The sequence below is a fragment of the Archangium gephyra genome (assembly GCF_042230915.1).
Lineage (GTDB): Bacteria > Myxococcota > Myxococcia > Myxococcales > Myxococcaceae > Archangium > Archangium gephyra_B.
In genome coordinates this window covers 6411407-6423927 of record NZ_CP102578.1, presented here as the reverse complement: position 1 = coordinate 6423927, position 12521 = coordinate 6411407, and the positions used below count along the sequence as shown (strand labels likewise).

Genomic DNA, 12521 nt, shown 5'->3' with positions numbered 1-12521 from the left:
GCAGCCTCAGGGCTTGCGCAGGCCCCGGCCGGTGACGAGGTACACGGCGAAGCTGCCCAGCCAGTGTCCGCCCTCGTAGTGGGCCCCCGTCACCGCCCGGAGGCCCGCCTCGCGGTGGAGCTTCGCCACCGCCCGCAGCGAGCGGAGCCGTTTGTCCGCGGGCGGAAGGCCGGACACGATTCCCTCCAGCATCCATGCCCGGCTCAGGTTCAGGCCGTCCAGGTGCGCGAGCTTTGGATCACTCGGGTCCGTCACCACCGCCGGGGCGAGCCAGGACGTGGAGCCATCCGTGGGAATCTCCGGCAGGAAGCCGCGCAGCCACGTGGCGAAGCGCGCCGGTGGGAGGATCCGCCTCATCAGGTCCGCCTCTCCCAGGCATGGCGAGAGGAAGTCCTGCCCCGAGGGCTCGTACGCCAGCGGACCCCGGACATCCTTCCCGTAGAAGGTCTCCACCCGCGACGTCAGCAGCTGCTCCATCGCGCGATCCTCCGCCTGCCGCGCCCAGTCGAGGATGAGCCCGAAGGCGAAGCCCGTCTGATCGTGCTCGCCCTCGCGGATGGGCCGCGACAGCTTGGGCAGCCACTCGCGGATCCGCTCGGCCGCACGCGCCTCCAGGGGCTTGAGCGTGGCGGACCACTCGCGCGCCTGCGGGTCATCCCACTCCCTCAGCTCCGTCGCGAGTTGGAGCAGCCAGGCCAGCCCATACGGGCGCTCGAAGGAGACCCGGCCCGGGGCGCTCAGGTAGCGCACCTCCGCCTCGATGTTCGCGGGCGTCAGGCTCCTGGCCACCGCCTTCCGGGCACGCGCGGCGAACGGCGCCTCCGGGAAGGTTCGCGCCAGCCTCACGAGCAGCCAGTGCCCGTGCACGGCGGAGTGCCAGTCGTAGCAGCCGTAGAAGGCGGGGGTCAGCTCGCGAGGCGGGCGCACATCCGCGTCGCCCGCCATCACATGCGCGATCTTGTTCGGGTACTCCCGGTGGACGCAGGCGAGTGCGAGCTCCGCGAAGCGCGTCGCGGCCTCGGCGCCGAAATCCTGGGGCGGGGGGGTGTTGGTGGTGAGCGTGGTCACGAGGAGGGTCAGCAGGAGAGGGGAGGCCATGGAGTCTCAGCGGGGTTTCGCTCGAGGCACGGTGAAGGAGAAGGTGCTGCCCCGGCCCGGTTCACTCTCCACCCGGATCGTTCCGCCGTGGGCCTCGACGATCCCCTTGGCGATGGACAGCCCGAGGCCCGCCCCGCGGCGGTCCGTCCGGTTCGCCTGCCAGAAGCGATCGAAGAGGTGTGCGAGCGACTCGGGAGGAATGCCCGGACCGGTATCGCGCACGTGGAAGCGGACCTGGTCGCCCTCCACCCGCGCGCCCACCCGGATCTCTCCTCCCGCGGGAGTGAACTTCAGCGCATTGCCCAGCAGGTTGGAGAACACCTGGAGGAGCCGGTCGCGATCGGCCAGCACCGGGGGTGCCGCCTCGGGATCTTCCAGGTGCAGCTGGAGCCCCGCGGCCTCGGGACCCGCCGAGTCGATGGCTTCCCGCAGCAGGCTGGCGGGGGTCTGGGGGCTCGCGTTCAGGGACAGCTGGCCCGCCTCCAGCCGTGTCACGTCCAGCAGATCCTGGATCAGCCGGCTCATGCGCCGGCAGCCGGAGGAGATGGAGCCCAGGGACTCCTGGCTCCGGGCCTGGAGGTCCGGCGGTCCCAGCTTCTGGATCTGCCGCTCCACCACCTGGGTCCATAGGGAGATGCTGTTGAGCGGACTGCGCAGATCATGCGCCACGATGCCCAGCACCTCGTCACGCGCCTTCGTCGCCCGCTGGGCGGACTGGTACAGCCGTGCGTTCTCCATCGCCAGGCTGGCCAGCCGTGCCAGCCCCTTGGCGAACTCCACGTCCGCGGGGCCATAGCTCCGTCCGGGGCGGGTCGAGATGAAGACCAGCGCTCCCAGCAGCCGCTCGCCGCTCACGAGGGGCACACCCATGAGCGAGCGCGGCTCGAGCCGCCGCAGCAGTGAGAGGTACTCACTGCCCGGGGCCATGGACTCCAGCACCTCGGGGTTGACGAGGGGCATGAGCAGGGGCTCGCGGCGCACCAGCACCTCGCGCGCGAGGAAGGGCTGGTTCATGCCGATGCGGAACTCGCGCAGGGCCCTGGCCAGCTCCTGCTGTCCGGGATGGTGGTGAGCCACCTCCAGCCGGCGCACGTGCTCGCCCTCGGAGAGCAACACCACGCACCAGTCCGCCAGCGACTCCACCGCGAGCCGGGCCACGGAGGCCACCGTGCGCTCGGCATCCAATGAGCTGGAGAGTGTCTCCCCGGCCCGCGCCAGGAAACGGTGCTCCGCCTCCACCTGCTTCTGGAAGGAGACGTCCCGCAGGATGGCCGTCAGCACCCGCTCGCCCTCCACCTCCATCCGGGAGATGGCGGCCTCGGCGGGGAACTCCTCGCCGTTCTTCCTCAGGCCGAAGATGAGCTGGCGCTCGGCCATTCTCCGGGAAGCCTGGGCGCCCCTTCCAAAGGTCTCCAGGTGTCCGGGGTGGCCGCCCCGGAAGCGCTCGGGGAGGAGCAGCTCCAGCGGTTGGCCGAGCACCTCCTGCGCGCTGTACCCGAAGATCTGCTCCGCCCCGGAGTTGAAGAGGGTGATGCGCCCCCGGGCGTCCACGGAGATGATGGCGTCCGCGGCCAGGGAGATGATTCCCGCGAACCGGGCTTCCGAGACGCGCAGGGCATGCTCCACGCGCCGCTGCTCGGCGAGAAGGTCCGTGAGTTCCGCCGCGTTCCGCTCCGCCGTCATGTCGCTGCTCGCACCTCCAGGAAGCCCCTATACCGCAGAACCGGCGCACGCCGTGGCTCTTCCTGGCCCCGCCTTCCCGCCCGCCCGGCGGGTACTCAGTTTCCTCCGCGCGCCATCCATGGCTCTCACCCTCGGACGCCGAGCCACCGGAAGGCCCGGCGCAGCTCCTCCGTGCCCCGCTCCGGGTAGCAGCGCCCGTGGGCGAGCACGATGCGCTCGGGTTGCCACGCCAGCATCCGCCGCAGGCAGGCCCGTGCCTCGTCCTGGCGGCCCAGGAAGGTCAGCCGCAGATCCACGGGCGCCTTCCCATCCGGATGCATATTGCCGGCGAGCCGCACCAGCCAGCGCAGCCCGGAGCGGACGTGATCCTCCTCGAAGTTCTCGATGAGGTCTGCGAGGAGCAGGGTGCGGCTGGCCCGGTGCAGGAAGACCACCTCGTCCATGAGGCGGCTGCCGCGGAAGACGAGCTGCTCGAACTCCGCCGCCCAGTCTGGAGGAGGCGCGTCGCCGAGCTCGGCGTCGAAGCTCACGGTGATGCCCTGGCTCGCGGCGCGCTCGCGCACGCCCGGGGAGGCCCACGCCCGCGCCCGCGGGTACGCCGCCTTCCATGCGGCGATGTGGGCGTAGTGAATCTTGTTGGGCGAGACGAGGTGGGCCACGCGCCCCAGGGCTTCCACGCGCCGCCGCAGTGGCTCGGAGAGGGCGGTGGGCGAGTGCAACCACAGGTCTCCGTTCGCCAGCCGGACGATCGTCATGCGGGTGGGAAAGGGCAGCCGCGCGCCGAGGTAGGTCATCCGGACCACCGGACCGTCGACGAGCCAGACGTTCTCGGCCAGGGGCTTGGGAATGTCGAGGGGGGTGTACAGGCGGATGGGACCCTCCCACGCGCTGTCATCGAGGGCGGACATGGCGGTCACCTGGAAGGTAACAATGACGAAGACCTTCGCGGGCGGAGCAGGCGCTTCCCCTCCCATCGAGCGGCTGGACGGGCGGGCGCCAGGCGCCATCCCACGGCTGACGTTCGCTCCAGAGGTGGCCACCCTCCCGGAAGGGAGGCTTGCTTGCGGCCCGCGCGCATTCACGACTACGCCCTCATCGGGGATGGGCACAGCGCCGCGCTCGTCTCGCGCGAGGGGGCCATCGACTGGCTGTGCTGGCCGCGCTTCGACAGCGCCTCGCTCTTCGGGGCGCTGCTGGATCCGAAGGTGGGCGGCACCTGGCGCCTGCACCCGATGGGGCCCTCGCGGGTGACGCGGCGCTACCTGCGGGACACCAACGTGCTCGAGACGTGCTTCACGACGGACGGGGGAGTCCTCGTGGTGACGGACCTGATGCCCATCCACGAGGAGCGCCTGTCCTTTCCGGTGCCCGAGCGCGAGTTGTTGCGCTGCGTGCGCTGCGAGCGGGGCGAGGTGACGCTGGAGGTCCTCTATGAGCCAAGGCCGGACTACGGGCGGGCGAAGGCCCCGGTGAGGGACGGGGGGAAGCTGGGCTGGAGGTTGGAGCATGACGGGTGGCTGTACACGCTGCGCACGGACGTGCCGCTGCGGCTGGGAGCCAGGCGGGGGCTGTATGGGCGGCTGACGATGCGCGCGGGGCAGCGGGCCCACTTCTCCCTCACGGCGACGGACGATGGGCCGGCGGTGCTGCCGCCGGTGGGGCGCTTCACGTGGGAGCATGTGGAGCGCTCGGTGAAAGCGTGGCGCGGCTGGGCAAACAGGTGCCGGTACGCGGGGCCCTACCGCGAGGCGGTGGTGCGCAGCGCGCTGGTGCTGAAGCTGCTGACGTTCGCCCCCTCGGGCGGGGTGGTGGCGGCGCCCACGACGTCGCTCCCGGAGGTGCCGGGTGGGAAGGACAACTGGGACTACCGCTTCTGCTGGGTGAGGGACGCGGCCTTCACCGCGCGGGCCTTCTACGGGCTGGGCTACGAGAAGGAGGCGGAGTCCTTCGTGTCCTGGCTGCTGCGGGCCACCTGGCTGACGCAGCCACGGATGGAGGTCTTCTACGACGTCTACGGGCGGGTGCGGACCGGTGAGTGGGAGCTGCCGCACCTGCGCGGGTACGAGGGCTCCCGGCCCGTGCGGGTGGGCAACGCGGTGGCGCCGCAGCTTCAACTGGACGCGTACGGCGAGGCCATCGACGCCATCACCCAGCTGGCACGGCGCGGCGGGCGCCTGGAGCGGGACGAGCTGAAGATGCTGCGGCGCTTTGGTGAATACATCACCCAGGCGTGGAACCAGCCGGACGAAGGCATCTGGGAGCCGCGCTCGGGCCGGCGTGAGCACACCTTCTCCAAGGTGTCGTGCTGGATGGCGCTGGAGCGGCTGCTCGAGCTGCACGGGCGCGGGGTGTTCCGGGACGTGCGGGTGCCGGTGGAGTGCTTCCACCGGGTGCGCGAGCAGCTGCGCGAGGAGATCCGCACGCGCGGGTGGAACCAACGGCTGCATAGCTACGTGCGCAAGCTGGATGGGGACGAGGTGGACGCGGATTTGCTGCTGCTCTCCTGGTACGGCTTCGAGGATGCGCGCTCGGAGCGGATGCGGAGCACGTACCAGCGCATCCAGCGGCGGCTCGGGGTGGGAGACGGGCTGCTGTTCCGCAACGAGAACGATGTGCGCGAGGGCGAGGGGGCGTTCGGCGTCTGCTCCTTCTGGAGGGTGGGCTTCCTGGCGAGGGGGGGAGGGGACTTCGCGGAGGCGGAGACGTCCTTCGCGCGGCTGCTGCGCTGCGCGAACGACGTGGGGCTGTACGCGGAGGAGCTGGACCCGGAGACCGGAGAGGCGCGGGGCAACTTCCCCCAGGCCTTCACGCACGTGGGGCTCATCTCGGCGGCGCTGGAGCTGGAGGAGGCGAGGCCCTGGCGCGAGCCGGTGTGGCGCACGGGGCGGGAGGAGGGGGCCGGGGAGGCGCGGGCATGAGCTGGCTGCTGCGCTGGGCGGTGTGGGGGTTCGCGAGCACCCTGGTGCTGACGGGGCTGCTGGCGGGGAGCCAGCGGCTGCGGCTGACGCGGATGAACCTTCCCTTCCTGCTGGGGTCCATGGTGACGACGGACCGGGACAGGGCGAAGCTGTACGGGATGGGGCTGCACCTGCTCAACGGGCTGGTGTTCTCCGGGGTGTACGTGGCCGCCTTCGCCGCGTGGGGGCGGGCGAGCTGGTGGCTGGGCGGGCTGATGGGCGTGCTGCACGCGGGCTTCGTGCTGCTGGTGGTGCTGCCGGTGATGCCGGCGCTGCACCCGAGGATGGCGAGCGAGCTCCAGGGCCCCACGGAGATGAAGCAGTTGGAGCCCCCGGGTTTCCTGGGGTTGAACTACGGAGGGCGGACACCCCTGACGACGCTGGTGTCGCACGTGGTGTTCGGCGTACTGCTCGGAGGCCTCTACCGGCTGTGAGCCCAGGACAGCAGGCGCCAGGGGCCGGTGGGAGCCGGCCGGGGCTTCAGCAACCGCAGGCCACCGAGCAGCAGGCCCACGCCCACCACCGCCGCCGCGCGCGGGCCCCAGCGCGCCGGAGGCTTGCCCAGGCCACCTGTCACCCAGCCGCGCTCGGGGTACTCGCCCGAGGGGCCCGTGGCCCCGTACGCCTTGGCCATCCGCACCACCTGCGCCATGTGCAGGGCCTTGCGGTCCGTGTTCTGGGCAATCTGCTCCCGGCAGCTGAATCCATCCGCGATGATGAGCGAGTCCTTGGGCGTCTCCCGCACCTTGGGCAGCAGCACGCGCTCGCCCACCTTCTGGGAGACCTCGTACTTCTCGCCCGCCTCGAAGCCGAACGAGCCCGCCATGCCGCAGCAGCCCGTCTCCGGCGCCTGGGAGTCCAGCCCCAGCTTGCCGAGCAGTCCTTCCTCGTCGCGCATCTTGAAGAGCGACTTGTGGTGGCAGTGCCCATGCACCACCGCCTTCTTCTCCAGGCGCGGCGGCTGCCAGTCCTTCGCGTACTTGCCGAGGAACTCGCTGAAGAGGAACGTCTGCCGCCGCAACTGCCGGGCGAGCCCCCAGTCCGGAAAGAGGTTGCGCAGCTCGTCGCGGAACACGGACACGCAACTGGGCTCCAGGCCTACGAGCGGCACGCCCGCTTCAATCTCCTCGCGCAGGCGCTCGACCGTGCGCCGCAGCATCCACTTCGCCGTGGGCAGCATGCCGAAGTCGTAGAGCGGCCGGCCGCAGCACAGGAAGCCCTGGGGCACCACCACCTCGAAGCCCGCGTCCTCCAGCACCTCCAGCGCCGAGGCCGCCGTCTCCGGGAAGAAGTGGTTGTTGAAGGTGTCCGGCCACAGCATCACCCGGTGGTGGCCCTGGTGGCGCGGCTCCGGCCGATGCCGCCGCACCCAGCGCTGGAAGGACTCGGGGGCGAAGCGGGGAATGGGCCGCTTCGTGGTGAGGCCCCCCAGCTTCTGCAGGAGCTCCCGGGTGGGCGAGTGCTGCGTGAGGAGGTTCACCAGCCCCGGCGCCAGCATGGCCGCCCGGGCCCAGAACATGATGAGGCCCATGGCGTAGGCGGGCCTCGGGCGCAGGTGCCCCTGGTAGTAGTGCGAGAGGAACTCCGCCTTGTACGTGGCCAGGTCCACGTTCACCGGGCAGTCGCCCTTGCACCCCTTGCACGCCAGGCACAGCTCCAGCGACTCCTTCACGTTCTCGTCGCGCCAGCCCTTTCGAATCACCTGGCCCTGCAACATCTCGAAGAGCAGGTGTGCCCGGCCGCGCGTGGTGTGCTTCTCCTCCTTCGTCACCATGTAGCTGGGGCACATGGTGCCGCCACTGTCCCGCCGGCACTTGCCCACGCCCACGCAGCGCTCGGTGGCCCGGTGGAAGAGGCCGTCGTCATCCGGGTACTTGAAGTGCGTCCGCGGCTTCCACGTCCGCTGCCTGTAGTCCCGGCCCAGGCGCAGCTCCTGGTCCATGGGGTGGGGGTCCACCACCTTGCCCGGGTTCATCTTCCCCTGGGGATCCCAGATGCTCTTGAACTCGCGGAAGGCGCGCACCAGGTCCGGACCGAACATGCGTGGGAGGAACTCGCCGCGGGCCTGCCCGTCCCCATGCTCGCCCGACAGCGAGCCCCCCATGGACACGCACAGCTCCACCGCCTCGTTCATGAAGGCGCGGTACTTCTGGATGCCCTGGGTGGAGACGAGATCGAAGTCGATGCGCGTGTGCACGCACGCCTGGCCGAAGTGGCCGTAGAGCGAGGCGTCATAGCCATATTTGTCGTACAGCTTGCGCAGGCCCCGCAGGTAGCTCCCCAGCTTCTCCGGCGGCACCGCCGAGTCCTCCCAGCCAGGCCAGCTGTCTGGCCGGCCCGGCACTCGCGCGGTGGCGCCCAGGCCCGACTCGCGGATCTTCCACGCGTGATCGACGTGCTCCTTGTCCGAGTACAGCCGCATGTCCACCGGGGCCTGCCGGCCCTTGCTCACCGAGGCCATCAGCTCGCGCGCCCGCTCGATGGCCTCCTCCTTCGTATCCCCCCCGAGCTCGATCATGAGGTAGCCCGAGCCCTCCGGCAGCAGCTCGAGGAACTCGGCATGCGAGCTCTTGGGTTGAATGGACTCGTAGTCGCTCGTGCGGCCCTTCACGACGATGTTGTGGATGAGCTCATGATCGATGCCCTCCAGCGCGAGCGGTTGGAAGCGCTCGGCCAGCTCGTGGGCATGGTCTCCCGCCGTATAGATGTCGGGGTAGCCGAGAAACACCACCACGCGGTGCGGCGGGCTGGGGATGAGCCTCAGCTTCGCCGTGAGAAGGGTGACGCACGTGCTCTCGGTGCCCACCAGGGCGCGCGCCACGTTGAAGCCGTGCTCGGGCAGCAGCGCGTCGAGGTTGTAGCCGGAGATGCGCCGGGGGATGGGCGGGTAGCGGCGGCGGATCTCCTCCGCGTAGCGGTCCCGGAGGTCGCGCAGCTTCCGGTAGATGTCTCCGCGCCGGCCACCGGCCCGGATGAGGGCCTGGAGCTCCTCCTCGGAGGTGGGGCCCACCTTCAGGCGCAGGCCGTCATAGGTGAGGACGTCCAGCTCCAGCACGTTGTGGGAGACGGGCCCGGCCATCTGCGCGTGCGCACCGCAGGCGTTGTTCCCCAGCATGCCGCCCAGGGTGCAGTGGTTGTGCGTGGCCGGGTCCGGGCCAAAGGTGAGGTTGTACCGCTCGGCCTGATCGCGCAGGTCGTCGAGCACGGTGCCGGGCAGCACGCGGGCCGACCTGCTGCCCGGGTCCAGCTCCAGCACCTTGCCGAGGTACTTCATCCAGTCGATGACCACGGCGACGTTGCAGCACTGGCCCGCGAGGCTGGTGCCGCCGCCGCGCGACAGCAGCGGGGCGCCGTACTCCCGGCAGACGCGCACCGTCTGGATGACGTCGTCGAGGCTCCGGGGAATGACGACGCCGATGGGCACCTGGCGGTAGTTGGAGGCATCGGTGGCGTAGAGCGCACGGCTGCCGTCATCGAAGCGGACCTCCCCCTCCACCGAGCGGTGCAGGTCGGCCTCCAGCCCCCGCACGTCCACCAGGACATCGCCGCCTTGGGAACCTGGGAGCGAGCGAGGAGGGGGCCGCTTGTGTGACACCCTCGACAGCGCACGTTGGATGGCGTCCATGGGCCGCATGCCTGCTTCCTCCCCTTTCGTGCCTCGCGAGGCGCGTGTGCACAAAGGTGAAGCTACACACCCGCACCCGGCAGGACGCATCCGGGGAGGCCGGTACACCCGCCCGCATGCCCGGCCTCGGGCGGAGAGAGAGAGGGCCTACCGACAAGCACCTGTCCGTATGGGTTCCAATCGCTCCCGGGCCAACCCCAATTTGAGCCAGTGCGATCTCACCGCATGGAGGATGGGGAACCTCGATGAGTGCCACCGTCAGCGACTACCTGCTCTATCGCCTCACGCAGTGGGGCATCCACCGCCTCTACGGCTACCCGGGTGACGGCATCAACGGCATCCTCGGCGCGCTCGGACGCAACTCCGAGATCCAGTTCATCCAGACACGCCACGAGGAGATGGCGGCCTTCATGGCGTGTGCCCATGCCAAGTTCACCGGCGAGCCCGGCGTGTGCGTGGCCACCTCGGGCCCCGGGGCCATCCACCTGCTCAACGGCCTCTATGACGCCAAGCTGGACCACCAGCCCGTGGTGGCCATCGTGGGCCAGCAGAAGAGCATGGGGCTGGGCGGCCACTATCAGCAGGAGGTGGACCTGCCCGTGCTCTTCAAGGACGTGGCCTCCGAGTACATCACCATGGTCACCAACCCCTCGGCCATCCGCCATGCGGTGGACCGGGCCGTGCGCATCGCCCGGGCCGAGCGCACCGTCACGTGCGTCATCATCCCCAACGACGTGCAGGAGGAGACGTACCAGCCGCCTCCACGCGTGCACGGCTCCATCCACTCCAGCGTGGGCTACAGCGAGCCGCGGGTGATTCCCCAGGAGAAGGATCTGCGGCGCGCCGCCGAGGTGCTCAACGCCGGCAAGAAGGTGTCCATGCTGGTGGGGGCCGGCGCCCTGCGCGCGGCGGATGAAATCATCGAGGTGGCGGACCTGCTGGGCGCGGGCGTGGCCAAGGCGCTGCTGGGCAAGGCGGTGCTGCCCGACGGCCTGCCCTTCGTCACCGGCGCCATCGGCCTGCTGGGGACCAAGCCCAGCTGGGACATGATGATGGAGTGCGACACCCTCCTCATGGTGGGCACCAGCTTCCCCTACTCGGAATTCCTCCCGCCCGAGGGCCAGGCGCGCGGCGTGCAGATTGATCTGGACGGCCGCATGCTCGCCATCCGCTACCCCATGGAGGTGCCCCTCACCGGGGACTCCAAGGAGACGCTGCGCGCGCTCATTCCCCTGCTCAAGCGCAAGGAGGACCGGAGCTGGCGCGACGGGCTGGAGAAGGGCATCCGCCAGTGGTGGAAGGTGGTGGAGGGGCGGGCGATGAACGACGCCAATCCCATCAACCCGCAGCGCGTCTTCCACGAGCTGTCGCCGAAGCTGCCCGACGGGGTCATCCTCTCGTCGGACTCGGGCTCGTCGGCCAACTGGTTCGCGCGCGACATCAAGATTCGCAAGGGGATGATGGCGTCGCTGTCGGGCAACCTGGCCACCATGGGCTGCGGCGTGCCGTATGCCATCGGCGCCAAGTTCGCCTACCCGGACCGGCCCGTCATCGCCATGGTGGGCGACGGCGCCATGCAGATGAATGGCAACGCGGAGCTCGTCACCGTCGCCAAGTACTGGAAGGAGTGGAAGGACCCGCGCTTCATCGTGCTGGTGCTCAACAACCGGGACCTCAACCAGGTGACGTGGGAGCAGCGCGTGCTGGCGGGGGACCCGAGGTACAAGGCCTCGCAGGAGCTGCCGGACTTCCCCTATGCCCGGTACGCCGAGTCACTGGGCCTGCGCGGCATCCGCGTGGACAAGCCGGATCAGATCGCCCGCGCGTGGGACCAGGCGCTGAGCGCGGACCGCCCGGTGGTGCTCGAGGCGTACACGGATCCGGACGTGCCACCGCTGCCGCCGCACATCACCCTGGAGCAGGCCAAACACTTCTCCGAGGCGCTCTTCAAGGGGGACGAGAAGGCGGCCAGCCTCATCAAGCAGTCCCTCAAGGGCATGGTGGAGCAGCTCAAGCCCCACAAGAAGGACTAGCGCGGGAGTGGTCATGGGCCAGAGGAGCAGCGGGGTGGTGCCCATCGAGCGCATCGAGGCCCGGGCCTACGAGATACCGACGGATGCGCCGGAGGCGGACGGCACCGCGGATTGGGACAGCACCACGCTGATCGTGGTGGAGCTGACGGCGGGAGGCCAGCGGGGGCTCGGCTACACCTACGCCGATGCCTCGGCGGCGAGCCTCATCCACCGCACGCTGGCCGAGGAGCTGAAGGGCCACGATGTGATGGACATCCCGGCGCGGATGGCCTCGCTGCTCACGCGGGTGCGCAACAAGGGGCGGCCCGGGATGGTGGCCATGGCGCTCTCCGCAGTGGACGCGGCGCTGTGGGACACGAAGGCACGGCTCCTGGGCCTGCCGTTGGCCCGCCTGCTCGGGGCGGCGAGGGACTGGGTGCCCGTCTACGGCAGTGGAGGCTTCACGTCGTACTCCATCGAGACGCTCAAGGCGCAGCTCGCGGGATGGGCGGAGCAGGGGATCGCGCGGGTGAAGATGAAGGTGGGGCGCCACCCGGACAAGGATGGCGGCCGGGTGTGGGCGGCTCGGGAGGCGATTGGCCCGGACACGCAGCTCTTCGTGGACGCCAATGGTGCCTACTCCGTGAAGCAGGCCCTGGCGATGGCGGAGCGCTTCGCGGAGGCGGGCGTCGTCTGGTTCGAGGAGCCCGTGTCGAGCGACGATCTGGAGGGGCTGCACCTGCTCAGGCAGCGCCTTCCGGGCGGGATGGAGGTGGCGGCGGGGGAGTACGGCTGGGACGCCATCTACTTCCGGAAGATGCTGGGGGCGCAGGCGGTGGACGTGCTGCAGGCGGACGCGACGCGGTGCCTGGGGGTCACGGGCTTCCTGCAGGTGGACGCGCTGTGCGAGGGCTTCCAGGTGCCGCTGTCGGGGCACTGCGCGCCGGGCCTCCACCTGCACGTGGCCTGCGCGGCGCGCAACCTGGTGCACCTGGAGTACTTCCATGACCACGTGCGCATCGAGCAGATGCTCTTCGACGGGGCGCGCGCTCCGGTGAAGGGGGCGCTGACGCCGGACCTGTCCCGGCCGGGGATGGGATTGGAATTCAAGCGGCAGGACGCCGAGCGCTACGCCCTGTGAAATGG

General features: G+C 70.2%; 8 protein-coding genes. 4 read left to right on the top strand and 4 right to left on the bottom strand.

Annotation, left to right across the window (positions count from 1 at the left end):
- Window positions 1-6 precede the first annotated feature (6 nt).
- The 3 genes from NR798_RS25220 to NR798_RS25210 all read right to left on the bottom strand — a co-directional run bounded on the left by NR798_RS25220 (window position 7) and on the right by NR798_RS25210 (window position 3689).
- The gene (locus NR798_RS25220; RefSeq protein ID WP_375765038.1) at window positions 7-1098 is read right to left on the bottom strand and encodes a DUF2891 domain-containing protein; all 1092 of its coding nucleotides are present in this window, start codon (window positions 1096-1098) and stop codon (window positions 7-9) included.
- A 6-nt stretch (window positions 1099-1104) separates the two neighbouring features.
- Window positions 1105-2781 (bottom strand): ATP-binding protein, encoded by a 1677-nt coding sequence (locus NR798_RS25215; protein WP_375765037.1) that lies wholly within the window; start codon window positions 2779-2781, stop codon window positions 1105-1107.
- A gap of 125 nt (window positions 2782-2906) precedes the next feature.
- Complete coding sequence (locus NR798_RS25210; RefSeq protein ID WP_375765036.1) at window positions 2907-3689, bottom strand: DUF4336 domain-containing protein; 783 nt, start codon at window positions 3687-3689, stop codon at window positions 2907-2909.
- A gap of 153 nt (window positions 3690-3842) precedes the next feature.
- Here NR798_RS25210 and NR798_RS25205 point away from each other — a divergent pair, with 153 nt between their 5' ends.
- Window positions 3843-5699, top strand: coding sequence for a glycoside hydrolase family 15 protein (locus NR798_RS25205; RefSeq protein ID WP_375765035.1), 1857 nt, complete (start codon window positions 3843-3845; stop codon window positions 5697-5699).
- Window positions 5696-6172: a hypothetical protein gene (locus NR798_RS25200; protein WP_375765034.1), complete on the top strand. Its 477-nt coding sequence runs from the start codon at window positions 5696-5698 to the stop codon at window positions 6170-6172. The genes NR798_RS25205 and NR798_RS25200 overlap by 4 nt, the downstream gene beginning before the upstream one ends.
- Here NR798_RS25200 and NR798_RS25195 read toward each other — a convergent pair.
- Complete coding sequence (locus NR798_RS25195; protein WP_375765033.1) at window positions 6160-9372, bottom strand: FAD-binding and (Fe-S)-binding domain-containing protein; 3213 nt, start codon at window positions 9370-9372, stop codon at window positions 6160-6162. The two genes, NR798_RS25200 and NR798_RS25195, sit on opposite strands and share 13 nt — an antisense overlap.
- A gap of 236 nt (window positions 9373-9608) precedes the next feature.
- Between NR798_RS25195 and NR798_RS25190 the strand changes: the two genes are divergently transcribed.
- Together NR798_RS25190 and NR798_RS25185 are read left to right on the top strand one after the other, a co-directional pair.
- The gene (locus NR798_RS25190; RefSeq protein ID WP_375765032.1) at window positions 9609-11396 is read left to right on the top strand and encodes a thiamine pyrophosphate-requiring protein; all 1788 of its coding nucleotides are present in this window, start codon (window positions 9609-9611) and stop codon (window positions 11394-11396) included.
- Window positions 11397-11409: 13 nt separating this feature from the next.
- Window positions 11410-12516, top strand: a complete 1107-nt coding sequence (locus tag NR798_RS25185; RefSeq protein ID WP_375765031.1) for an enolase C-terminal domain-like protein — start codon at window positions 11410-11412, stop codon at window positions 12514-12516.
- Window positions 12517-12521 lie beyond the last annotated feature (5 nt).